General features: G+C 67.9%; 19 protein-coding genes. 8 read left to right on the top strand and 11 right to left on the bottom strand.

Going from position 1 to position 22,767, the window contains the following annotated elements; genetic code table 11:
• Positions 1-70: 70 nt before the first annotated feature.
• The 5 genes from GEM_RS12805 to GEM_RS12785 form a co-directional block, all read right to left on the bottom strand.
• A complete protein-coding gene (locus GEM_RS12805; RefSeq protein WP_014897814.1) occupies positions 71-589 on the bottom strand; it encodes a DUF1993 domain-containing protein in 519 nt (172 codons plus the stop codon).
• Positions 590-983: 394 nt separating this feature from the next.
• Positions 984-1,613: a riboflavin synthase gene (locus GEM_RS12800; protein WP_014897813.1), complete on the bottom strand. Its 630-nt coding sequence runs from the start codon at positions 1,611-1,613 to the stop codon at positions 984-986.
• Between the two features lie 14 nt (positions 1,614-1,627).
• Positions 1,628-2,749 carry a bifunctional diaminohydroxyphosphoribosylaminopyrimidine deaminase/5-amino-6-(5-phosphoribosylamino)uracil reductase RibD gene (gene ribD, locus GEM_RS12795; protein ID WP_014897812.1) on the bottom strand — a complete coding sequence of 374 codons (1,122 nt, stop codon included), beginning with the start codon at positions 2,747-2,749 and terminating at the stop codon, positions 1,628-1,630.
• Positions 2,750-2,764: 15 nt separating this feature from the next.
• Complete coding sequence (gene hemL / locus GEM_RS12790; RefSeq protein WP_014897811.1) at positions 2,765-4,048, bottom strand: glutamate-1-semialdehyde 2,1-aminomutase; 1,284 nt, start codon at positions 4,046-4,048, stop codon at positions 2,765-2,767.
• Between the two features lie 179 nt (positions 4,049-4,227).
• A complete protein-coding gene (locus GEM_RS12785; RefSeq protein WP_014897810.1) occupies positions 4,228-4,680 on the bottom strand; it encodes a hypothetical protein in 453 nt (150 codons plus the stop codon).
• A gap of 246 nt (positions 4,681-4,926) precedes the next feature.
• Between GEM_RS12785 and GEM_RS12780 the strand changes: the two genes are divergently transcribed.
• Positions 4,927-6,144, top strand: a complete 1,218-nt coding sequence (locus GEM_RS12780) for a Bcr/CflA family multidrug efflux MFS transporter (protein ID WP_014897809.1) — start codon at positions 4,927-4,929, stop codon at positions 6,142-6,144.
• Between the two features lie 112 nt (positions 6,145-6,256).
• Here the strand turns inward: GEM_RS12780 and GEM_RS12775 are convergent, their stop codons facing one another.
• The 3 genes from GEM_RS12775 to zwf all read right to left on the bottom strand — a co-directional run bounded on the left by GEM_RS12775 (position 6,257) and on the right by zwf (position 10,399).
• Positions 6,257-8,185: a bifunctional transcriptional regulator/glucokinase gene (locus GEM_RS12775; protein ID WP_014897808.1), complete on the bottom strand. Its 1,929-nt coding sequence runs from the start codon at positions 8,183-8,185 to the stop codon at positions 6,257-6,259.
• Positions 8,163-8,843, bottom strand: coding sequence for a 6-phosphogluconolactonase (pgl, locus tag GEM_RS12770; RefSeq protein WP_014897807.1), 681 nt, complete (start codon positions 8,841-8,843; stop codon positions 8,163-8,165). The genes GEM_RS12775 and pgl overlap by 23 nt, the downstream gene beginning before the upstream one ends.
• A gap of 86 nt (positions 8,844-8,929) precedes the next feature.
• Positions 8,930-10,399, bottom strand: coding sequence for a glucose-6-phosphate dehydrogenase (gene zwf / locus GEM_RS12765; RefSeq protein WP_014897806.1), 1,470 nt, complete (start codon positions 10,397-10,399; stop codon positions 8,930-8,932).
• A 429-nt stretch (positions 10,400-10,828) separates the two neighbouring features.
• Here zwf and GEM_RS12760 point away from each other — a divergent pair, with 429 nt between their 5' ends.
• The 4 genes from GEM_RS12760 (at position 10,829) to GEM_RS12745 (ending at position 15,229) form a co-directional block, all read left to right on the top strand.
• A complete protein-coding gene (locus GEM_RS12760; RefSeq protein ID WP_014897805.1) occupies positions 10,829-12,076 on the top strand; it encodes an ABC transporter substrate-binding protein in 1,248 nt (415 codons plus the stop codon).
• 138 nt (positions 12,077-12,214) lie between these two features.
• A complete protein-coding gene (locus GEM_RS12755; protein ID WP_041490540.1) occupies positions 12,215-13,153 on the top strand; it encodes a carbohydrate ABC transporter permease in 939 nt (312 codons plus the stop codon).
• Positions 13,143-14,000, top strand: a complete 858-nt coding sequence (locus GEM_RS12750; protein WP_006750821.1) for a carbohydrate ABC transporter permease — start codon at positions 13,143-13,145, stop codon at positions 13,998-14,000. Before GEM_RS12755 ends, GEM_RS12750 begins: the two co-directional genes overlap by 11 nt.
• Positions 14,001-14,110: 110 nt before the next feature.
• Entirely contained in the window at positions 14,111-15,229 is a 1,119-nt protein-coding gene (locus GEM_RS12745; RefSeq protein WP_014897803.1) for an ABC transporter ATP-binding protein, read from the top strand.
• Between the two features lie 97 nt (positions 15,230-15,326).
• Here GEM_RS12745 and GEM_RS12740 read toward each other — a convergent pair whose 3' ends face one another.
• The 3 genes from GEM_RS12740 to trxB all read right to left on the bottom strand — a co-directional run bounded on the left by GEM_RS12740 (position 15,327) and on the right by trxB (position 17,814).
• Positions 15,327-15,977, bottom strand: a complete 651-nt coding sequence (locus GEM_RS12740) for a trimeric intracellular cation channel family protein (RefSeq protein ID WP_014897802.1) — start codon at positions 15,975-15,977, stop codon at positions 15,327-15,329.
• Positions 15,937-16,716 (bottom strand): Smr/MutS family protein, encoded by a 780-nt coding sequence (locus GEM_RS12735; RefSeq protein ID WP_014897801.1) that lies wholly within the window; start codon positions 16,714-16,716, stop codon positions 15,937-15,939. The genes GEM_RS12740 and GEM_RS12735 overlap by 41 nt, the downstream gene beginning before the upstream one ends.
• A gap of 135 nt (positions 16,717-16,851) precedes the next feature.
• On the bottom strand, positions 16,852-17,814 hold the full coding sequence (gene trxB, locus GEM_RS12730; protein WP_014897800.1) for a thioredoxin-disulfide reductase: 963 nt from the start codon (positions 17,812-17,814) through the stop codon (positions 16,852-16,854).
• 407 nt (positions 17,815-18,221) lie between these two features.
• Between trxB and GEM_RS12725 the strand changes: the two genes are divergently transcribed.
• The 3 genes from GEM_RS12725 to GEM_RS12715 all read left to right on the top strand — a co-directional run bounded on the left by GEM_RS12725 (position 18,222) and on the right by GEM_RS12715 (position 22,739).
• The gene (locus GEM_RS12725) at positions 18,222-20,531 is read left to right on the top strand and encodes a DNA translocase FtsK (protein ID WP_014897799.1); all 2,310 of its coding nucleotides are present in this window, start codon (positions 18,222-18,224) and stop codon (positions 20,529-20,531) included.
• Positions 20,532-20,577: 46 nt separating this feature from the next.
• Positions 20,578-21,267, top strand: a complete 690-nt coding sequence (lolA, locus tag GEM_RS12720) for an outer membrane lipoprotein chaperone LolA (RefSeq protein WP_014897798.1) — start codon at positions 20,578-20,580, stop codon at positions 21,265-21,267.
• A gap of 161 nt (positions 21,268-21,428) precedes the next feature.
• Positions 21,429-22,739, top strand: a complete 1,311-nt coding sequence (locus tag GEM_RS12715; protein WP_014897797.1) for a replication-associated recombination protein A — start codon at positions 21,429-21,431, stop codon at positions 22,737-22,739.
• Positions 22,740-22,767 lie beyond the last annotated feature (28 nt).

Genomic DNA, 22,767 nt, shown 5'->3' with positions numbered 1-22,767 from the left:
CGGCCGGCGAGCGCTCCGGAAAGCGCTGCGACCGGCCCGTGAGGCGGGCCCGCTCGGGCCCGGGCGGGGGTCACGCGTGGTCGTTGCGGCCGCCGAGGTAGTCGAGCTTGCCGAGTTCGACGCCGCTGTGGCGCAGGATGTCGTACGCGGTCGTCACGTGGAAGAAGAAGTTGGGCAGCACGAAGTCCAGCAGGTACGACTGCCCGGTGAACTCGATCGGGCCGACGCGCATCTTGAGCACGATCTGGCGCGCTTCGCTGCCGTCGATCTGCGCGGCGTCGAAACCCTTCAGGTAGTCGATCGTCTTCTGGATGCGCGCGTGCAGTTCGTCGAAGCTCTGCTCGACGTCGGGATAGCTGGGGATGTCGACGCCGGCGAGCCGCGCGGCGCAGCCCTTGGCCGTGTCGGTCGCGATGTACACCTGGCGGACGAGCGGCAGCATGTCCGGATAGAGGCGTGCGCCGACGAACACCGACGGGTCGATCTGTTTCTCGGCCGCGTGCGCCTGTGCCTTGCCGAGGATGTGCTGGAGGTTGGTGAGGCCGCGGATCAGGACGGGCAGCGAAGCCTGGTACATCGAGATGGACATGGGGACGACTCCTTGTGGAAGAGGGGCAGCCGGTACGCGGCGCGCCGTGCGTCGCGGCGCCGAAACCGCTGCCGTTGCATCTTAGCGCGACGGCATCGCCCGTGCGCGTCGTTGGCCGTCCGGCCAGGTGTCGGGACGAGCCGCGGGGATCGCGCAAAGGGGATGGCGTCGTTTCAGGCGGCCGGTGAGGCGGCCGGTGAGGGCGCGATGGGCGTCGGGACGGCCGGGCACGCGGGGGAAAAGGCGCGTCGCCCGTCCGGCCGACGCGCATGATCGGCGTGGCGGCCGGTGCGCGGTGGATCGGGGCGGAAAGAGGCGGGACGGCCACGGCGCCCGTGCAACCTCTCGGGCCGAACCGCCAGCCGCCTTCCGTATGCAGGACGGAACCGGGCGATCAGTCCTGGTGCACGCCCTGCGATGCCGACATCATCCGCTCGACATACCGCGCAATCATGTCGATTTCGAGATTGACCTTGTCGCCGGCTTTCACGTGGCGCAGCGTCGTGACCTCGACCGTATGCGGGATCAGGTTGATCGAGAATTCGCAGCCGTCGGCGCGATCGTCGACCGTGTTGACGGTCAGGCTCACGCCGTTCACCGTGATCGAGCCCTTGTACGCGAGATAGCGGCCCAGCTCGCGCGGCGCGACGATCCGCAGCTCGTGCGATTCGCCGACCGGCGCGAAGCGCGTCACGGTGCCGAGGCCGTCGACGTGGCCCGACACGATGTGCCCGCCGAGGCGGTCGTGCGCGCGCAGCGCCTTCTCGAGGTTCACTTCGCCGGGCTGCGCGAGGCCGACCGTGCGGTTCAGGCTTTCGCGCGACACGTCGACGTCGAATCCGGCTTCGGTCTTTTCGATCACCGTCATGCACGCGCCCTGGATCGCGATGCTGTCGCCGAGCGCGACATCGGCGAGGTCGAGCCCGCCGGCCTGCACGGTCAGCCGCACGCCCGCGTCGGGCGTCGTGCCGAGCGGGTTGATCGATTCGATGCGGCCGACGGCCGCGACAATTCCGGTAAACATCGTGACGGCTCCGTTCAGTGGGAGGCGGGGGGCGGCGCGAGTCGCGCCAGGATCCGCAGATCGTCGCCGATCCGCTCGACGCTGTGGAACGCGAGCCGCGTGCGGGCCTCGAGGCTGGCCGGCGCGGCAAGGTCGAACATGCCGGCCGCATCGCTGCCGAGCAGGCTCGGCGCGAGATAGACGAGCAGCTCGTCGACGCACTGCTCGCGCAGCAGCGAGCCGTTCAGCTTGTGGCCGGCCTCGACGTGCAGCTCGTTGACGCCGCGCGCGCCGAGCGCCGCCAGCATCGCCGGCAGGTCGACCTTGCCGTGCGCATTCGCGAGCGGCACGATTTCCGCGCCGCGCGACTTCAGCACGTTCGCGCGCACTTCGCCGCCGGCGTCGAGCCGGCCGCAGAAGATCAGCAGCGGCGCGCCTTCGAGCAAGCGCGCGTCGAGCGGCAGGTCGAGGCGGCTGTCGATCAGCACGCGCTGCGGCTGGCGCGGCGTGTCGATGCCGCGCACGGTCAGGAGCGGGTTGTCCTCGCGTACGGTGCCGATGCCCGTGAGGATCGCGCATGCGCGCGCGCGCCATGCGTGGCCGTCGAGGCGCGCGGCCTCGCCGGTGATCCACTGGCTTTCGCCGGACGGCAGCGCGGTGCGCGCGTCGAGCGACGCGGCCGTCTTCATCCGCACCCACGGGCGGCCGCGCGTCATCCGTGACACGAAGCCGATGTTCAGTTCGCCCGCTTCGTTCGCAAGCAGCCCGCAGCGCACGTCGATGCCGGCGTCGCGCAGCATGCCGAGGCCGCGCCCCGACACCTGCGGGTTCGGGTCTTCCATCGCCGCGACGACCTTCGCGACGCGCGCCTCGATCAGCGCGTTCGCGCACGGCGGCGTGCGGCCGAAGTGGCTGCACGGCTCGAGCGTCACGTACACGGTGGAGCCGGCGACGTCATGGCCGCGCGCACGCGCGTCCTTCAACGCCTGCACTTCCGCGTGGTCCTGGCCGGCCGGCTGCGTGAAGCCTTCGCCGATCACGTTGCCGTCCTTGACGATCACGCAGCCGACGCGCGGGTTCGGCGCCGTCGTATACATGCCGCGCGCCGCGAGCGTGAGCGCCCGCTGCATGTGGGCGAAATCGGTATCCGAGAACATGCGCGCGGACCCGGGTCAGGCGGCGAGTGCCGCGAATGCGCGGCGCGCGGCCGCGAGCGTCGCGTCGATCACCGCGTCGTCGTGCGTGCTCGACACGAAGCCGGCCTCGTAGGCGGACGGCGCGAAGTACACGCCCTCGTCGAGCATCAGGTGGAAGAAGCGGTTGAAGCGCTCGGTGTCGCTCTTCGTGACTTCCGCGAAGCTGGTCGGCACGCGCTCGGCGAAGTACAGGCCGAACATCGCGCCGATCGAGTCGGCCGCGAACGGCACGCCGGCCGCGCGCGCTTCGGCCGCGAGGCCGTCGGCGAGGCGCTTCGTCTGCGCGGTGAGCGCGTCGTAGAAGCCCGGTGCCTGGATCAGTTGCAGCGTCTTCAGGCCCGCGGCGACCGCGATCGGGTTGCCCGACAGCGTGCCGGCCTGATACACGCCGCCGAGCGGCGCGAGGTGGGCCATGATGTCGCGGCGGCCGCCGAACGCGGCAGCCGGCATCCCGCCGCCGATCACCTTGCCGAGGCAGGTGAGGTCGGCCGTGATGCCGTAGTACGCCTGCGCGCCGCCCAGCGCGACGCGGAAACCGCACATCACTTCGTCGAAGATCAGCACGGCGCCGTGCTTCGTGCACAGCGCGCGCAGCGCGTTCAGGAATTCGGGCGTGCCGCGCACGAGGTTCATGTTGCCGGCGACAGGCTCGACGATCACCGCGGCGATCTCGTCGCCGAACGCGCCGAACGCTTCCTCGAGCGCGGCGACGTTGTTGTATTCGAGGACGGTCGTGTGCTTCGCGATGTCGGCGGGCACGCCGGCCGACGTCGGGTTGCCGAACGTCAGCAGGCCCGAGCCGGCCTTGACCAGCAGGCTGTCCGCGTGGCCGTGGTAGCAGCCCTCGAACTTGACGATGCGGCTGCGGCCCGTGAAGCCGCGCGCCAGGCGCAGCGCGCTCATCGTGGCCTCGGTCCCGCTCGACACCATCCGCACCTGCTCGATCGACGGCACGAGCTTGCAGATTTCCTCGGCGATCTCGATCTCGGCCTCGGTCGGCGCGCCGAACGAGAAGCCGTCGGCGAGCACGTTCTGCACGGCGGACAGCACTTCCGGATGGACGTGGCCGACGATCATCGGGCCCCACGAGCCGATGTAGTCGATGTACTGCTTGCCGTCGGCATCCCAGAAGTACGGGCCTTGTGCGCGCGCAACGAAACGCGGCGTGCCGCCGACCGAACGGAAGGCGCGCACCGGCGAGTTGACGCCGCCCGGAATGGTCTTCTGGGCGCGTTCGAAGAGGATCTGATTGTTGGACATGAGCGAAACCTGCGAGAGAAGGGCGCGGGGGCCGGTGCACGGGCCGCGGCGCCTGGGCGGAACGATCGTCTGATTGTACCGGAGACGCGCGTGGCGGGCCTGCCGGGCGGTCTGCGGCCTTTGCGCGCGTGGGGGATTGGGCCGGCGCGAACCGGGCGTGCGCGCTCGATCCGGCCCGTTTATCGCGGCGGCCTGCGCTTGCCGGTCAGCTCGGCCCAGCGCTTCTCCAGCGGGCCTTCGACCATCGGCTTGATCGACGTGCCGGAGCTCTGCGCTTCCCAGGTCTGCACCGAGTACGGATGCACGCGCAGCGCGTCGCGCGGGATCACGACGTCCTGGTGGGCGTCGACCAGCCAGTCGTACACGAAGTCGATGCACAGCCGGTAGCCGCGCCTGGTCGCCGGGTCGGGCACCTCGTACGGCGCGCGCGTGACGTAGCCCGAGCCGAACACGCCCTTCGGCTCCTTCGCGACGCGATGCAGGAACACGCGGTCACCCGGCAGGATGCCGCGCGCGAAGCCGCAGCCCCACACGTCATGCACGGCCTCGCCGGCCTTGACGCGCGCGGCGACGTCGGGCAGCTCGGGCCACGGCCATTTCTTGGGGCTCCAGATCAGCAGGAAAGCGGTCATCGGTTCGGTCGTGCGTGGAATTGGTCTGACAAGAGCAGCAGGCAGCCGCAAGCTTAATCGAATCCGCCCGGGACCTGGCGCGCCGCGGGCCGAGCGGACGCTGCCCGGCCGCGCGCCGCACCCGGCCGGGAAGCGTGAAAAAGTTGCGCGTACAATCATGTGCCTGGGCGCCGTTCGCGGCGCCGCCCCCCCGTTTTCACCGCCACGCGCGCCCCGCTGCGCGCGGGCCTCCATTTCCGGATACCCATGTCCCACGTCGTTCGGCGCCGGCCCGATGCCCGGCTGATCCTGTTGCTCGGTGCGCTCGCCGCCTGCGGCCCGATCGCCACCGACATGTACCTGCCGAGCCTGCCGTCGATCGCCCAAGGCTTCTCCGTGAGCCCCGGCGCCGCGCAGCGCACGCTGACGAGTTTCATGGCCGGCTTCTCGATCGGCATGCTGCTGTACGGCCCGCTGTCCGACACGTGGGGCCGCCGCCCGGTGCTGCTCGGCGGCATCGCGCTGTTTACGCTCGCGAGCATCGGCTGCTTCGTGTCGGGCTCGATCGACATGCTGATCCTCGTGCGCTTCCTGCAGGCGCTCGGCGCAGGCGCCGCGTCGGTGCTCGCCCGCGCGATCGCGCGCGACGCGCACGAGCCGACCGACGCGGCGAAGGTGCTGTCGATGGTCGCGATCGTCACCGCGGTCGGGCCGCTGCTCGCGCCGCTGATCGGCGGCCAGATCCTGCGCTTCGCCGGCTGGCGCGGCGTGTTCGTCGTGCTCGCCGCGTTCGGCGCGCTGTGCGCGGCGACCGCGTACCTGCGCGTGCCTGAAACCTGGCCGAAGGAGCGGCGCAAGAGCACGGCCGTGCTCGCGTCGTTCGCATCGTATGGGCGCATCCTGTCCGATCCGGTCGCATGGGGGCACATGCTGTGCGGCGGGATGGCGTTCGCGTCGATGTTCTCGTACATCACCGCGACGCCGTTCGTCTACATCGAGTATTTCCACGTGTCGCCGCAGCACTACGGGCTGCTGTTCGGGCTGAACGTCGTCGGGATCATGATCGGCAACTTCGCCAACACGCGGCTCGTCGGGCGCATCGGTTCGCTGCGCATCATCGCGGCCGCGTCGCTCGTGAGCGGCATCGCGTCGCTCGCGGTCGCGCTCGTCGCACTGACGGGGTGGGGCGGCTTGTGGTCGATCGTCGTGTGCCTGTTCTTCGTGGTCGGTGTGGTCGGCATCCTGTCGGCCAACTGCACGACGGACCTGATGCATCGCTACCCGCACAACGCGGGCGCGTCGGCGGCCGTGTTCGGCGCGATGCAGCTCGCGCTCGGCGCGCTCGCGAGCGTCGCGATCGGCGCACTCGCCGACGGCACGCCGTTCGCGATGGGCGTGACGATCGGCGTCTGCGGCGTGCTGGTTTTCGTCGGGCGTTATCTCGTGCTGCGCTGGCATGGTCGGCCGGTGAAAGCGGGCGCCTGAAGCGCGGCGGCCGCGGCCGCAGAATGAAAAAACGCCACCGCGCGATGCGCCGGTGGCGTTTTTTTTCGGGCGGGCGGCGAGCTGTCACCCGCAACCCGCGCCGTGTCGCGTCTCAGTCGCGCGCAACGTCCTTCGCCGCCGGCGACGCGCCGTGGCTCAGCCAGTCGAGCACGTCGGCCGTTTCGTCGTCGCTCGCGCGTGCCTTCGCCTGGGCGACGGCCTCGGGCACCTCGCCGTTCGTCGACGCGCGACGGATCGCGACGCCGACCGCGAGGATGTCGATCATCAGCAGATGCAGGATCCGCGAGATCATCGACAGCTGCGACTCGCGCATCTCGATGTGGTCGGTCTCGAGCGCGACGGTCGCGCGCTTCGCGAGCGGCGTGTTGCTCGACGTGATCGCGATCACCTTGGCACCGGCCTGCATCGCGACATCGAGCACGCGCAGCAGCTCGGGCGCGCGTCCCGACTTCGACACCGCGACGATCACGTCGCCCTTGCCGAGCAGCGCGGCCGACGCGGCCTGCATGTACAGGTCGCCGTACGCGATCGTCGGAATGCCGAAGCGGAAGAACTTGTAGTGCGCGTCCTGCGCGACGATGTTCGAGTTGCCGAGCCCGTAGAACTCGATCCGGCGCGCGCTATTCAGGATCTCGATCGCGTTCTCGACATGCTCGAAGTTCAGGTGTTCGCGCAACTGCAGGATCGCCGACACCGTGTTGTCGAGCACCTTCGCGCCGAAGTCGGTGGCCGTATCGCCGAGATGCACCTGGCTGTGGCTCATCGGGATCGTGCCGGTGAGGCCGGTCGCAAGCTTCAGCTTGAAATCCGACAGGCCCTGGCAGCCGAGCGAGCGGCAGAAGCGGATCACCGTCGGCTGGCTCACGTCCGCCTTGCGCGCGATGTCGACGATCGGGTCGTTGATGATCGAGCGCGGATGGTTCAGCGCGAGATCGGCCACGCGGCGCTCGGCCGGCGTCAGCGCGTCGCGCATCTGGCGGATCCGCTCGAACACGGCCGACGACGCACCGCCCGAGCGGTTCGACAACTGCTCCGCGAGGATCGCTGACACACCGAGGAACGCCGGATATTCGGCGGTGATCAGGTAGGTCGGGATGTTCTCGAGGTACTGCGTGAAGCGGCCCTTCGCCTCGAAGCGCGCGCGGAACGACGAGCGCGTGAACAGTTCGCCGAGCTTCAGCGCGACGCCGCCGCCGATGTAGACGCCGCCGAGCGCGCCGAGCGTCAGCGCGACGCTGCCCGCGAATGCGCCGAGAATCCCGCAGAAGCATTCGACCGTCTCGAGCGCGAGCGCGTCGCCCGCATGCGCGCGCTCGACGATCTCGATCGTGTCGACGGTCGCGGCGACGCGCTTCTTGTCGCGCGCGGCGAGCGCACGATAGATGATCTCCATGCCGGGGCCGGCGCACACGCGTTCGAACGACACGTGCGGAAACTTCTTGCGCGCGTACTGCAGCACCAGGTCCTCGCGCTCGTCCTGCGGTGCGAACGACGCGTGGCCGCCCTCGCTGCCGAGCGCGATCCAGCGGTCGTCCGCCGGAATCAGGCCCGACACGCCGAGCCCGGTGCCGGGCCCGAGCAGCCCGATCACGCTGTTCTGGCGGCGCGTGCCGCCGCCGATCTGCACGCGCTGCGCATCGGTCAGGCCAGGCAGGGCCATCGCGAGCGCGGTGAAATCGTTGACGACGAGCAGCGTGTCGAAGCCGAGCGCGCGGCGCGTCGCCTCGATCGAGAAGCTCCAGTCGTGATTGGTCATCGTTACCTGATCGCCGTCGACCGGGTTCGCGATCGCGATCGCCGCGTGGTTCACGCGGCTGATCTTCACGTCCTTCAGATACTTGCGGATCGCGTCGGTGAGCGTCGGATAATCGGCGCCGGGATAGACACGGATCTGCGTGATCTCGCCCGGGCCGGTTTCCAGCGCGAAACGCGCGTTGGTGCCGCCGACGTCCGCGAGCAGGCGCGGACCGTCGGCGTGCTGGCTTGCGACGACCGCCTTAGTTTGCGCACCAGTAGACATCGAGCTTGGTCCCCTTGTCGTTGGCCAGTTGGGAAATCGCGTTCTTCTGCAGGGTGGCGGCCGCGGCGTCGAGCACGTCGCGTTTGCGGCTGCCCGCGATCAACAGGAAGAGCCGGTCGACGCGCTTCAACGCATCGAGCGAAAAGCTCACGCGCGCATGCGGCGCGGCGCCGGGATGCACGGCAACGAAGCGCTCGGGCGTCGCGATCGCGTGGTCCCATTCGGGCGCGTCCGCGAAGATCGACGCGGTGTGGCCGTCCTCGCCCATGCCGAGCACGGCGACGGTCGGCACGCGGTAGTCGGCGTTCGCGTTCAGCGCGGCGACGTGTGCATCGAGCGCGGCGCGCGTGTCGACGAGCGGCAGGAAGCGGGCCGGGGCCGCCGCGTGCTGCAGCAGCGTGTCGCGCACGAGGTGCGCGTTGCTGGCCGCATCGTCCTCCGGCACCCAGCGGTCGTCGACCAGCGTGACGTCGACGCCGGCCCAGTCGAGCGCCGCGTGCGACAGCGTTTGCAGGAACGGGCGCGGGCTCGTGCCGCCGGACACCGCGAGCGTCGGGCGCGCGGGGCCGGCGAGCGCGGCGCGCAGCGCGTCGCCGACGGCGTGCGCGAGCGCGTCGCTTTGCGCTTCCTGGGTGTCGAAAGCGTGGATCTCGATCACATCTCCTCCGGACTGCTTTGTCTGTTCATTTCGTGCGAATCATGGGGCACGTTGCCGCACACTGGCGCGTCCGGCAACGGTTTGCATCAGTTTTCTTCTTCGAGCCAGCAGGTGCCGTGCTGCGCGAGCATCGCGCTCGCCGCAGCCGGCCCCCACGTGCCCGCCGCGTACGGCTTCGGCGGCTTCAGCGAGCGCGCCCACTCGTTCAGGATCGGCTCGACCCAGCGCCATGCGGCTTCCTGCTCGTCGCGGCGCACGAACAGTGCGAGGCGGCCGTTGATCACGTCGAGCAGCAGGCGCTGGTACGCCTCCATCTGCCCTTCCTTGAAGAACTGGTCGAACGCGAGGTCGAGGTGCACGCTTGCGAGGTTCATCCCTTCGCCGGGCTGCTTCGCGAGGCAGTACAGGCGGATCGTCTCGTTCGGCTGCAGCCGGATCACGAGGCGATTCGAGCCGGCGCGCAGCGCAGTGGGCCCGAGCGCCGAGTGCGGCACCGGCCGGAAGTTGACGACGATCTCCGCGACGCGGTCAGCCAGACGCTTGCCGGTGCGCAGGAAGAACGGCACGCCGGCCCAGCGCCAGTTCTCGATCTCGACCTTCAGCGCGACGAAGGTCTCGGTCGGGCTGTCCGACTTCACGCCCGGCTCGGTCGCGTAGGCCGGCACCTGCGCGCCCTTGATCACACCCGCATGATACTGGCCGCGCACCGCGACCTTGCCGATGTCGCGCGGATCGACGGGCTTGAGCGCGCGCAGCACGCGCAGCTTCTCGTCGCGCACCGAGTCGGAGTCCATCGAGTGCGGCGGCTCCATCGCAACGATCGACAGCAGCTGCAGCAGGTGGTTCTGCACCATGTCGCGCAGCGCGCCCGTATTGTCGTAGAAATCGCCGCGCGCCTCGACGCCGAGCTCCTCGGCGATCGTGATCTGGATGCTCTCGACCCATTCGCGGCGCCACAGCGGCTCGAACAGCGCATTGCCGAAGCGCAGCGCGAGCAGGTTCTGTACCGGCTCTTTCCCGAGGTAGTGGTCGATCCGGTAGATCTGGTCTTCCGCGAAGATCTCGCCGACTGCGTCGTTGATCGCGTTCGACGAGCGCAGGTCGTAGCCGAGCGGCTTCTCGAGCACGATGCGCGAGCCTTCGTTCAGGCCGACCGACGCGAGCGCCTTGCAGATCGGCACGAACAGCGACGGCCCCGTCGCCAGATAGAACACGCGGATGCCGGACAGCTGCGCGATCGCGTCGCGCAGCACGACGTAGTCTTCCGCGCGGCCGAGGTCGAGCTTTACGTATTCGATGCGCTCGAGGAAGGATTGCCACGCGCTTTCGTCGAACGCCTTGCCGGCCGCCTTGACCGCGTGCGGCTTCACGTGCGTGTCGACCCACTCGAGATAGCCGGCCCGATCCGATTCGTGCCGCGCGACGGCTACGATCCGGCCGCTTTCCGCGAGCATGTTGCCCCGATGCGCTTCGAACAGCGCGGGCAGGATCTTGCGCATCGACAGGTCGCCGGTGCCGCCGAAAAGTACGAAGGTAAAGCTGGAATCGGTATGCATGTGTCTCCGCCGGTTGGGGTGCTGGGAAGCGATCCGTAGTGCGATAAAAATATTTTTGACACTGAATTGTAGTTTAACTACAATCCGCCGCAAGGGGTAGCACCTGGGTGAAGAAAAAAAGAAGTGCGGTCGATGAACTGCGCGAGCTTCGCCTTCGGGAACGCCTTGTGCCGAATGTTATCGGACATTGACGGTGCGCATGGTCCGCGCGCCGTCGCCCCGGGCTCGCGCCGCATCAGCGCGGCGGGCCAGAAACACAAAGAGGAGACACGCCGTTGAATCTCGATTCACGCTTTCTGTAAGAGCCCGGCCGGTCATCGGCCCCGTACGCTGCATGCGTCCCGCGGCTCGATTTCCCCGTCGTTTATCAAGAAGCTGGTTCCCGGTCAGGGAACTTCACGAGTTGATTCAGTCTGGAGGAGACAAGTAATGAAAGTTCGCTCGATCATGGGCGCGCTCTGCGCCGCAGGTCTGATGGCTGGCGCCGTGGCGGCGCAGGCGGCCGAGAATGTAACGGTGCTGCACTGGTGGACCTCGGGCGGCGAGTCGAAGGCCGTCGGCGTGCTGAAGGACGACCTGCAGAAGCAGGGCTACGTGTGGAAGGATTTCGCGGTCGCGGGCGGCGCGGGCGCGGCGGCCATGACCGCGCTGAAGACCAAGGTGATCAGCGGCGACGCACCGTCGGCCGCGCAGATCAAGGGCCCGCTGATCCAGGACTGGGCCGACCAGGGCGTGCTCGTCAACGTCGATTCCGCCGCCGGCGACTGGAAGCAGAACCTGCCGCCGGAAATCGACAAGATCATCAAGTACAAGGGCCACACCGTCGCCGCGCCGTTCTCGGTGCACCGCGTGAACTGGCTCTATATCAACAAGGCCGCGCTCGACAAGGTCGGTGCGAAGGTGCCGGCCACCTGGCCCGAATTCTTCGCGGTGGCCGACAAGCTGAAGGCCGCGGGCATCCAGCCGGTCGCGATGGGCGGCCAGCCGTGGCAGGACCTGACGCTGTGGGAAGACGTCGTGCTGTCGCAGGGCCCGGCGTTCTACAAGAAGGCGCTCGTCGATCTCGACCAGGCCACGCTGACCTCGCCGCAGATGCTGTCGGTGTTCGACACGGTGCGCAAGATCCAGGGCTACTTCGACACCGGCCGCAATGGCCGCGACTGGAACCTCGCGACCGCGATGGTCATCAACGGCAAGGCCGGCATGCAGTTCATGGGCGACTGGGCGAAGGGCGAGTTCGAGAACGCCGGCAAGAAGTCGGGCAAGGACTACATCTGCGCACCGGTGCCGGGCACCGCGAACTCGTACACGTTCAACGTCGACTCGTTCGTGTTCTTCCAGCAGAAGGGCCAGAAGGACGCGACGCCGGGCCAGGTCGCACTCGCGAAGACGATCATGACGCCGGACTTCCAGGAGCAGTTCAGCCTGCAGAAGGGCTCGGTGCCCGTGCGCCTCGGCGTGAAGATGGACAAGTTCGACGACTGCGCGAAGAAGTCGTACGCCGACGAGCAGACCGCGATCAAGTCGGGCGGCTTCGTGCCGTCGCTCGCGCACGGGATGGCGCAGGGCGACGCGACAGCCGGCGCCATCACCGACGTCGTGACGAAGTTCATGAACTCGCAGCAGGATTCGAAGAGCGCGGTCGCCGCGCTCGCGAAGGCCGCGAAGGTGAAGTAAAGCGCGACAGGCGCCCGGCCGGAAGCGTACCTTTGGCCGGGCGTTCCAGCATGTGCAGCAAACGGGCTCGCCCGCGGGCTCGTGCCGTACCTGGCGCCGGCCCGGCCTGCGTCGCCCTCGTTCCAGGAGTCGAATCAAGTGGCTGCCCCTCTTAGCGGAAACGGATCCGGCGCTGCCGTCGCACGACGCACGTCGCCGATGTCGGCCTTCGCCGATCGCTGGATGCCGAAACTCGTGCTCGCGCCGAGCGTCGCGATCGCCGTGGTGTTCATCTACGGCTTCATCCTGATTACCGGCTATCTGTCGCTGACCAATTCGCGGCTGTTGCCGAACTACGAATTCGACGGCTTCGGCCGTTACACCGACCTGTTCCAGAACGACGTGTGGTGGACCTCCGCCGCGAACCTCGGCTGGTTCGGGATTCCGTTCATCGTGATCTGCGTCTCGCTCGGACTGTTCCTGGCGATCCTGCTCGACCAGCGGATCCGCACCGAAGGCGCGCTGCGCGCGATCTTCCTGTACCCGATGGCGCTGTCGTTCATCGTCACGGGCACCGCCTGGCAGTGGATCCTGAACCCGGGCCTCGGGCTCGAGAAGGTGATGCACGACTGGGGCTGGACGAGCTTCTCGTTCGGCTGGCTCGACGATCCGGACAAGGCGATCTTCTGTATCGTGATCGCCGCCGTATGGCAGTCGACCGGCTTCGTGATGGCGCTGTTCCTCGCGGGTCTGCGCGGTGTCGACAGCGAGATCTTCAAGGCCGCGCAGGTCGACGGCGCGACGCTGCCGACCATCTACCGCAAGATCGTGATCCCGAGCATGCGCCCCGTGTTCTTCTCGGTGCTGCTGATCCTCTGCCACATCACGATCAAGACCTTCGACCTCGTCGTCGCGCTGACGGCGGGCGGCCCCGGCACGTCGTCGTCGCTGCCGGCCATGTTCATGTACACGTTTTCGTTCAACCGCGGCCAGCTCGGGCTCGGCGCGGCGTCGTCGGTGATGATGCTCGCGACCGTGGTCGCGGTGCTGGTGCCGCTGATGTATATGGAATCGAGGAGCACCCGCAATGCAGCCTAAGATGACGATCAGCCGGGCAGTGATCTATGCGGCGTTGATCCTGTTCGCGCTGTATTTCCTGTTCCCGATCTACGTGATGCTGTCGACGTCGTTCAAGGACCTCGACCAGCTGCGCACCGGCAACCTGCTGACGCCGCCGACGCACTGGACCTTCGACCCGTGGGTGAAGGCATGGAGCGGCGCGTGCACCGGCGTGCGCTGCGACGGGATGAAGCCGTTCTTCCTGAACTCGCTGCAGATGGTGATCCCGGCCGTGCTGATCTCGTCGCTGATCGGCGCGTTCAACGGCTACGTGCTCACGCACTGGCGCTTTCGCGGCGCGGATGCGCTGTTCACGATGATGCTGGTCGGCTGCTTCATCCCGTTCCAGGTGATCCTGCTGCCGATGGCGCGCCTGCAGGGGATGCTCGGCCTCGCGAACACGATTCCGGGCCTGGTGTTCGTGCACGTCGTGTACGGGATCGCGTTCACGACGATGTTCTTCCGCAACTTCTACGTGAGCGTGCCGGCCGAACTCGTGAAGGCCGCGCGGATCGACGGCGCGGGTTTCTTCACGATCTTCACGAAGATCCTGCTGCCGGTGTCGCTGCCGATCTTCATGGTGTGCCTGATCTGGCAATTCACGCAGATCTGGAACGACTTCCTGTTCGGGATCGTGTTCTCCGGCGTCGATTCGATGCCGATCACGGTTGCGCTGAACAACCTCGTCAACACGTCGACGGGCGTGAAGGAATACAACGTCGACATGGCCGGCGCGATCATCGCCGCGCTGCCGACGCTGCTGGTCTACGTGGTCGCCGGCCGCTACTTCGTGCGCGGGCTCACGGCAGGCGCGGTGAAGGGGTAAGCGCGGCTTCATCCGATACGACGAACCGGCCGCGCACGTCGCGCGGCGCATCGAAACGAACCCGACGCGGCGCCGGAGCGCCGCGCGAGACGAGACAGAGGATTCACAGCATGGCAAGCCTTTCCATCCGTGACGTGTACAAGACCTACCCGAACGGGGTGCCGGTCCTGAAGGGTGTCGACATCGAGATCGAGGACGGTCAGTTCCTGATCCTGGTCGGCGGGTCGGGCTGCGGGAAGTCGACGCTGCTCAACATGATCGCCGGGCTCGAGACGGTCACGAGCGGCGAGATCCGCATCGACGGCAAGGTCGTCAACGACCTGTCGCCGAAGGATCGCGACATCGCGATGGTGTTCCAGTCGTACGCACTGTATCCGTCGATGACGGTGCGCGAGAACATCTCGTTCGGCCTGAACATCCGCAAGGTGCCGAAGAGCGAGCAGCTGCAGATCGTCGAGCGCGTATCGGCGATGCTGCAGATCCAGCATCTGCTCGACCGCAAGCCGGGCCAGCTGTCGGGCGGCCAGCGGCAGCGCGTCGCGATGGGCCGCGCGCTCGCGCGCGATCCGTCGCTGTTCCTGTTCGACGAGCCGCTGTCGAACCTCGACGCGAAGCTGCGCATCGAGATGCGCGCGGAAATCAAGCTGCTGCACCAGCGCCTCGGCACGACGATCGTCTACGTGACGCACGACCAGATCGAGGCGATGACGCTCGGCGACCGGATCGCGGTGATGAAGGACGGCGTGGTCCAGCAGTTCGGCGCGCCGCAGGAGATCTACGATTCGCCGTCGAACCTGTTCGTCGCGGGCTTCATCGGCGCGCCGCCGATGAACTTCATCAACGGCAAGCTGGTCGAGCAGGGCAGCGGGATCGCGCTCGAGATCGACACGGGCCTCGCGCGCGGCGCGCTGAACCTGCCGTTCGACGCGAAGCGGATGAACGGCCACGTCGGCCGCGAGGTGATCCTCGGCCTGCGTCCGGAGCGCATCACCGACGCGCGCAACGCGCACCACGGCGAGGCGTCGAAGCTGCAGCCGATCGACGTGCGCGTCGACGTAACCGAGCCGACCGGGCCGGACACGCACGTGTTCGCGCAGGTGAACGGCAAGCGGATCGTGAGCCGCGTGCATCCGGCCGCGAATCCGCAGCCGGGGCAGACGCAGTCGCTGCTGTTCGACGTGTCGAAGGCGGTGCTGTTCGATCCGGCGTCGGAAGAGCGGATCGCGTGAGGCAGCGCGTGCGCTGAATGAAACGGAAGGGGCCGTCTCGAATGAGCGGCCCCTCTGGTGTTGGCGTGGCGGCGATGCGCCGGGCGGCGCGGCAAGGTCAGTGCGGCAACCGCACGTCGAACTTGAACGTCGCGAGCCGCGCGACGAGGATGAAGCCGGTCGCGAGCAGCACGCTGTACACCGAGTCGAACTGCAGCCACACGAGCAACAGGTAGAACCAGCAGCCGACGAACGCGCAGGTCGCGTACGGCCGCGAATCGCGCAGGATCAGCGGAATGTCGTTGCACAGCACGTCGCGGACGATCCCGCCGACCACGCCCGTGATCACGCCCATCATCACCGCGATGAAGCGCGGCATCTCGGCGTCGAGCGCGATCGCCGTGCCCGAGATGCTGAAGATGCCGAGCCCGATCGCGTCGGCGATCAGCAACAGCCGTTCGGCCGACAGCCGCGACAGCATCCGCAGCACGAACGGTGCGAACAGCGCGAGCACGAAGATCGCGATCACGTAGTCGTCGTGCACGACCCAGTAGAACGGGCGGCGCTCGAGCAGGATGTCGCGCAGCGTGCCGCCGCCGAACGCGGTCGCGAGCGCGACGACGAACGTGCCGACCGAGTCGAGGCGGTTCTTGCGCGCTTCGATGAACCCCGAGATTGCGAAGGCCAGCGTGGCGATCGCCTCCAGTACCGCGATCGCGAGCGTCAGCCTAGGATGCGGCACGCGGCCCCCGATCGGCCGGCGCCGCATGCGGCTGCAGCAGCACGAGCACCGCGCCTGCACCGCCGTCGTTGTCGCGTGCCTCGCAGAACGCGATCACCTCTTCCTTCTGCACGAGCCACGCGCGCACCTTGCCTTTCAGCACGGGTTCCTTGCCGATCGAGCCGAGCCCCTTGCCGTGGATCACGCGCAGGCAGCGCAGCCCCTTCTTGCCGGCTTCGCGGATGAATTCGGCGAGCGCATCGCGCGCCTCGTCGCGCCGCATCCCGTGCAGGTCGATCTGCGCCTGCACGATCCACGCGCCGCTGCGCAGCTTGCGCACGACGTCGCGGCTGATGCCGGGGCGGTGGTAATACAGCGAATCGTCACTGTCGAGCAGCGTCTCGGGATCGAATTCGTCGGACAGCGTCGCGTTCAGCACGGCTTCCTCGTCGCGCTGCGTCTGCTTCGGCACGGGGTCGGGCGGCGTGCGGCCCGACGACGCGCGCGGCGGCGCGTTCAGCGGCCGGATCGTGCCGATTTCGTTGCGGAACAGGTTCGCGTCGGCTTCGGCCTTGCGTTCGGCCTTCGCGGTTTCGACGCGCGTGCGCTCGCGGCGCTCGGCTTCGCCTTGCAGCGACTTGCGCAACGCGCCGAGGCCCGCGAGGCCCTGGCCGCGCAACGCGGCCGGATCGGGGGCGGGCGGTGGCGTCTCGGGCGCCGGGGTCACGGGACGGGCTGCGATCTTCCGCTTCGCGGGATCGCTGGGATGGGGCTGGTTCTTCGCCATGATTCGGTAGCAGGGCAGGCGCGTTCGGGCGCGCGGGCAAAAAAAAACCGCTGCGCGGCGGCAGCGGCTTTCCGGTCGAGCCCGCTTCGCGGCAGCGGACGCCATTGTAGCGCCCGGCGCGGCAAGGCTCGCGGCTTACTTCTTGTCGTGCAGGCTTTCGAGGAAGCGCTGCGCGTCGAGCGCGGCCATGCAGCCCGTGCCGGCGCTCGTGATCGCCTGGCGATACACGTTGTCCTGCACGTCGCCGGCGGCGAACACGCCCGGCACGCTGGTCGACGTCGCATTGCCGTGCAGGCCGCTCTTCGTCAGGATGTAGCCGTCCTTCATCTCGAGCTGGCCCTGGAACAGGTCAGTGTTCGGCTTGTGGCCGATCGCGACGAACACGCCCTGCACAGTGAGGTCTTCCGTTGCACCGGTCTTCACGTTCTTGATGCGCAGGCCGGTAACGCCCGAATCCTCGCCCGTCACTTCGTCGAGCACGTGATCCCACTTGATGTCGACGACGCCTTCCTTTTCCTTCTCCAGCAGGCGGTCGATCAGGATCGGCTCGGCGCGGAACTTGTCGCGGCGGTGGATCACCGTGACCTTCTTCGCGATGCCCGTCAGGTAGAGGGCTTCCTCGACGGCCGTGTTGCCGCCGCCGATCACCGCGACTTCCTGGTTGCGATAGAAGAAGCCGTCGCAGGTCGCGCAGGCCGACACACCCTTGCCCATGAATGCTTCCTCGGAAGCCAGGCCGAGATATTGCGCGGACGCGCCGGTCGCGATGATCAGCGAGTCACACGTGTATTCGCCCGAGTCGCCGATCAGCCGGATCGGCTGCTCGTGCAGTTTCGCCGTGTGGATGTGGTCGAATACGATTTCGGTGTTGAAGCGCTCGGCGTGCTCGAGGAAGCGAGCCATCAGTTCCGGGCCTTGCACGCCCTTCGCGTCCGCCGGCCAGTTTTCGACGTCGGTCGTCGTCATCAGCTGGCCGCCCTGCGCGATGCCGGTGATCAGCACCGGGGACAGGTTGGCGCGTGCCGCGTAGACGGCAGCCGTGTAGCCGGCGGGGCCGGAACCGAGAATCAGGACTTTGGCGTGTTTGGGCGTGGACATGTGCGAATCCGTAAAAGGCGGCCGCGGCGGGCGGGGTAAGGCTCGCCGTACGATCCGGGTTGACCGGGATGCCGTCATAGATGGGTATCAGACGCGCATTATAAAGGCCTCGTTGCTGCGCTGCCGAACGAGAGTTTCAATCGCGGCGATAGCGTTCGCGTGGGGCGGCGCGCAGCGGCGCGGCGGGGAGGGCGCGCCGGGCGCGGCTGCGGTGGCGCGTGGCGGCGCGTTGCCGCAGGCGTGCGCAACGGTCCCGGCAGCGGGTTTGGCAGGCGCGCGCGCATACGGTTCGGCACCCCGGCCCTGTGATGTAACCGTCATTTACACTTGACGGCCCGGTGCAGCGTTTACAATAAGCGGGATCGAACGACAGGCGGGCGCGCGGCCCGTCCTCTTTATACGGATTCATGGCAAAAGCTCCTTATTCCGCCCAGGCACAGGCGTTGCCGCACCGGATGTCGAAGCTCCTCACGGAGATCCGCTGGATTCTCCAGGTCGCGCTCTGCGCTTTTCTGGTGATGGCCCTGTTGAGCTACAGCCGGCGCGATCCGAGCTGGACGCACGCCGCGCAGGTGGACCACATCTCGAACTGGGCCGGCCGCGTCGGCGCCTGGACGGCCGACATCATCCTGCTGCTGTTCGGCCTGTCGGCCTATTGGCTGGTCGTGCCGCTCGCACGGCGCATCGCGGTCAACTACCGGCGCATCACGCGTCACGAGGCGGTCGCCGACGAACCCGAGCGGCCGATCGGCTGGCTCACCGAGATCTTCGCGTTCGTGCTCGTCGTGCTCGCGTGCGACGGCATCGAGGCGCTGCGGATGTGGTCGCTGAAGGTGCAGTTGCCGCGCGCGCCGGGCGGCGTGATCGGCGAAGCCGTGGCGGGCGCGTTGTCGCACGCGTTCGGCTTCACCGGCGGCACGCTGCTGCTGCTGATCGCGCTCGCGATCGGCCTGTCGCTGTATTTTCGCTTCTCGTGGCTGTCGGTCGCCGAGCGTGTCGGCGGCGCGATCCTGTCCGCCGTCAACGTCGCGAAGCTGCGCCGCGAGGCCGAGCGCGACCGCAAGCTCGGCGAGGCCGCGGCCGTGCGCCGCGAGGGCAAGGTCGAAGAGGAGCGCGTGCGGATCGAGGATCACGAGCCCGTGACGATCGTGCCGCCGGTCGTCACGCCGGCGAAGTCCGAGCGCGTCGAGCGCGAGCGCCAGGTGCCGCTCTTCACCGACCTGCCGGGCGATTCGACGCTGCCGCCGGTGTCGCTGCTCGATCCGGCGCCGAAGACGCAGGAGGCGATTTCCGCCGATACGCTCGAATTCACGTCGCGCCTGATCGAGAAGAAGCTGAAGGACTTCGGCGTCGAGGCGAGCGTTGTCGCCGCGTATCCGGGCCCGGTCGTCACGCGCTACGAGATCGAGCCGGCCACCGGCGTGAAGGGCAGCCAGATCGTCAACCTCGCGAAGGATCTCGCACGTTCGCTGTCGCTCGTGTCGATCCGCGTGGTCGAGACGATCCCCGGCAAGAACTACATGGCGCTCGAGTTGCCGAACCAGCGCCGCCAGACCGTGCACCTGTCCGAGATCATCGGCTCGGAAGTCTATGCGGCCGCGTCGTCGGCGCTGACCTTGAGCCTCGGCAAGGACATCGGCGGCAAGCCGGTGTGCGCGGATCTCGCGAAGATGCCGCACCTGCTGGTGGCCGGCACGACCGGTTCGGGCAAGTCGGTCGGGATCAACGCGATGATCCTGTCGCTGTTGTACAAGGCGACCGCCGAGCAGGTGCGCCTGATCCTGATCGATCCGAAGATGCTCGAAATGAGCGTCTACGAAGGCATCCCGCACCTGCTGTGCCCGGTCGTCACCGACATGCGCCAGGCCGGCCATGCGCTGAACTGGACGGTCGCGGAGATGGAGCGTCGCTACAAGCTGATGAGCAAGCTCGGCGTGCGCAACCTCGCGGGCTACAACAACAAGATCGAGGAAGCGGCGAAGCGCGAGGAAAAGATTCCGAACCCGTTCAGCCTGACGCCGGACGATCCCGAACCGCTCGGCCGCCTGCCGAACATCGTCGTCGTGATCGACGAGCTGGCCGACCTGATGATGGTCGTCGGCAAGAAGGTCGAGGAACTGATCGCGCGGATCGCGCAGAAGGCGCGCGCGGCCGGCATCCACCTGATCCTCGCGACGCAGCGTCCGTCCGTCGACGTGATCACGGGCCTGATCAAGGCAAACGTGCCGACGCGGATCGCGTTCCAGGTCTCGTCGAAGATCGATTCCCGCACGATTCTCGACCAGATGGGCGCCGAATCGCTGCTCGGGATGGGCGACATGCTCTACCTGGCGCCGGGCACCGGGTTGCCGGTGCGCGTGCACGGCGCGTTCGTCGCCGACGACGAAGTGCATCGCGTCGTCGATAAGCTCAAGGAGCAGGGCGAGCCGAACTACGTCGAAGGGCTGCTCGAGGGCGGCACGGTCGACGGCGACGAGGGCTCGGCCGGCGCGGGAACCGGTGAAGGCGGCGGCGAGTCTGATCCGCTGTACGACCAGGCGGTCGAGATCGTCGTCAAGAACCGCCGCGCGTCGATCTCGCTCGTGCAGCGTCATCTGCGGATCGGCTATAACCGCGCGGCGCGGCTGCTCGAGCAGATGGAGCAGTCGGGGCTCGTGTCGGCGATGTCGTCGAGCGGCAACCGCGAAATTCTTGTGCCGGCGCGCGACGCGGAATGAGTCCGCGGCGCCCGCAGCGCCGGCCACCCAGGGAGAAAACCGCATCATGCAGCAACTTTCGTTCGTCCCTTCCCTTCGTTCGACGCGGCGCTGGCTCGGCGCGGCGCTCGCCGGCGCATCGCTGATGCTCGCGGCGACGCACGCGTGCGCGGGCGGCACCGAGCAACTGAAGGCCTTCGTGTCGCAAGTGCGTTCGGCGAAAGGCGATTTCACGCAGCAGATCGTCAAGGCGCCGGCCAAGGGCGCGAGCGCCGCGCAGGTCGTGCCGAAGTCGAACGACAATTCGAGCGGCACGTTCGTGTTCGCGCGTCCGGGCAAGTTCATCTGGACGTACCAGAAGCCGTACCAGCAAGTGCTGCAGGCTGACGGCGACAAGCTCTACGTGTACGACCGCGACCTGAACCAGGTCACCGAGCGCAAGCTGAACGGCGCGCTGGGCGCGAGCCCGGCCGCGATCCTGTTCGGCAGCAACGATCTCGACAAGAACTACACGCTGCGCGATGCCGGCGAGAAGGGCGGTATCGAGTGGCTCGAGATGCTGCCGAAGGCGCAGGACACGCAATTCCAGCGGATCGGCATCGGCTTCCGCAACGGCACGCTCGCCGCGATGGAACTGCACGACGTGTTCGGCAACGTCACGCTCCTCACGTTTACGAACATCCAGACGAACCCGCCGCTGAAGAGCGATACGTTCAAGTTCGTCGTGCCGAAGGGCGCCGACGTGATCACCGGCTGACCGGCGCCGAGCCGTTCTTTTCCCGCGGGCCTGCCGGCGACGGCAGGCCCGTGTCGCTTCCAGGCGTGTGCGACAGGCCCGGCGGCGTCATCGTGCGGCTGTCATAATGTCGGGTCCGGCGGCCGGTTCGGCCGCCATCGTTTGATGTGGAGCGAGGGTTCATGTCCGACCTGTTTCAAGTCGAGCCGCGCCGGCCGCTCGCCGAGGCGCTGCGGCCGAAGACGCTCGCCGAGGTGATCGGCCAGACGCATTTGCTGGGCGAAGGCAAGCCGCTGCGGCTCGCGTTCGAATCCGGCAAGCCGCATTCGATGATTCTCTGGGGGCCGCCCGGCGTCGGCAAGACGACGCTCGCGCGACTCACGGCGCTCGCGTTCGACTGTGAGTTCATCGCGTTGTCCGCGGTGCTCGGCGGCGTGAAGGACATCCGTGAGTCGATGGAGCAGGCGAAGGACACGCTGAACCGCACCGGCCGCCACACGATCCTGTTCGTCGACGAGATCCACCGCTTCAACAAGGGTCAGCAGGATGCGTTGCTGCCGTTCGTCGAGTCGGGGCTCGTGACCTTCATTGGCGCGACCACCGAGAACCCGAGCTTCGAAGTCAACTCGGCGCTGCTGTCGCGTGCGCAGGTGTACGTGCTGCAGTCGCTGAACGACGACGAGATGCGTCAACTGCTGAAGCGCGCGCAGGAAATCGCGCTCGACGGCCTCGCGTTCGACGACAAGGCGATCGATACGCTGATTGGTTACGCGGACGGTGATGCGCGGCGCTTCCTGAACCTGCTCGAGCAGGCGCAGACGGCCGCATCGTCGGCCAGGGTCACGACCATCGATGCCGATTTCGTCAGCAGCGCGATGACGTTGAACGCACGGCGCTTCGACAAGGGCGGCGACAACTTCTACGACCAGATCTCGGCGCTGCACAAGTCGGTGCGCGGTTCGAGCCCGGACGGCGCGCTGTACTGGTTCTGCCGGATGATCGACGGCGGCGCGGATCCCAAATATCTCGCGCGGCGGATCGTGCGGATGGCGTGGGAAGACATCGGCCTCGCCGATCCGCGCGCGCTGCAGGTCGCGAACGACGCGGCCGAGACCTACGAGCGGCTCGGTTCGCCCGAAGGCGAGCTGGCGCTCGGGCAGGCGGTGATCTATCTCGCATGCGCGGCGAAGAGCAACGCGGGTTACAACGCGTTCAACCAGGCGATGGCGTTCGTGAAGCAGGACAAGTCGCGCGAGGTGCCCGTGCATCTGCGCAATGCGCCGACCAAGCTGATGAAGGAGCTCGGCTACGGCCACGCATATCGCTACGCGCACGACGAGCCGAACGCCTATGCGGCCGGCGAGTCGTATCTGCCGGAAGGGATGCGCGAGCCGCGCTGGTACAAGCCGGTGCCGCGCGGGCTCGAATCGAAGATCGCCGACAAGCTCGCGTGGCTGCGCGAGCTCGACCGCGAGGCCGGCAAGAAGGACTGACCGGCCACGTGCGGTACGGGCGCGGGTG

This window comes from Burkholderia cepacia GG4, assembly GCF_000292915.1.
Taxonomy (GTDB): Bacteria; Pseudomonadota; Gammaproteobacteria; order Burkholderiales; family Burkholderiaceae; genus Burkholderia; species Burkholderia cepacia_D.
Note: the sequence above shows the minus strand (reverse complement) of the source record. Positions and strands in the feature narration are given on the sequence as shown.

Coding starts and splice junctions, on each gene's coding strand:
- zwf (WP_014897806.1), bottom strand. CDS start 10,399: ATGCATACCGATTCCAGCTTTACCTTCGTACTTTTCGGCGGCACCGGC.
- ribD (WP_014897812.1), bottom strand. CDS start 2,749: ATGTTCTCGGATACCGATTTCGCCCACATGCAGCGGGCGCTCACGCTC.
- GEM_RS12740 (WP_014897802.1), bottom strand. CDS start 15,977: ATGCGGCGCCGGCCGATCGGGGGCCGCGTGCCGCATCCTAGGCTGACG.
- GEM_RS12760 (WP_014897805.1), top strand. CDS start 10,829: ATGAAAGTTCGCTCGATCATGGGCGCGCTCTGCGCCGCAGGTCTGATG.
- GEM_RS12800 (WP_014897813.1), bottom strand. CDS start 1,613: ATGTTTACCGGAATTGTCGCGGCCGTCGGCCGCATCGAATCGATCAAC.
- GEM_RS12805 (WP_014897814.1), bottom strand. CDS start 589: ATGTCCATCTCGATGTACCAGGCTTCGCTGCCCGTCCTGATCCGCGGC.
- GEM_RS12785 (WP_014897810.1), bottom strand. CDS start 4,680: ATGACCGCTTTCCTGCTGATCTGGAGCCCCAAGAAATGGCCGTGGCCC.
- lolA (WP_014897798.1), top strand. CDS start 20,578: ATGCAGCAACTTTCGTTCGTCCCTTCCCTTCGTTCGACGCGGCGCTGG.
- GEM_RS12775 (WP_014897808.1), bottom strand. CDS start 8,185: ATGTCTACTGGTGCGCAAACTAAGGCGGTCGTCGCAAGCCAGCACGCC.
- GEM_RS12745 (WP_014897803.1), top strand. CDS start 14,111: ATGGCAAGCCTTTCCATCCGTGACGTGTACAAGACCTACCCGAACGGG.
- GEM_RS12725 (WP_014897799.1), top strand. CDS start 18,222: ATGGCAAAAGCTCCTTATTCCGCCCAGGCACAGGCGTTGCCGCACCGG.
- hemL (WP_014897811.1), bottom strand. CDS start 4,048: ATGTCCAACAATCAGATCCTCTTCGAACGCGCCCAGAAGACCATTCCG.
- GEM_RS12780 (WP_014897809.1), top strand. CDS start 4,927: ATGTCCCACGTCGTTCGGCGCCGGCCCGATGCCCGGCTGATCCTGTTG.
- GEM_RS12715 (WP_014897797.1), top strand. CDS start 21,429: ATGTCCGACCTGTTTCAAGTCGAGCCGCGCCGGCCGCTCGCCGAGGCG.
- trxB (WP_014897800.1), bottom strand. CDS start 17,814: ATGTCCACGCCCAAACACGCCAAAGTCCTGATTCTCGGTTCCGGCCCC.
- GEM_RS12750 (WP_006750821.1), top strand. CDS start 13,143: ATGCAGCCTAAGATGACGATCAGCCGGGCAGTGATCTATGCGGCGTTG.
- GEM_RS12735 (WP_014897801.1), bottom strand. CDS start 16,716: ATGGCGAAGAACCAGCCCCATCCCAGCGATCCCGCGAAGCGGAAGATC.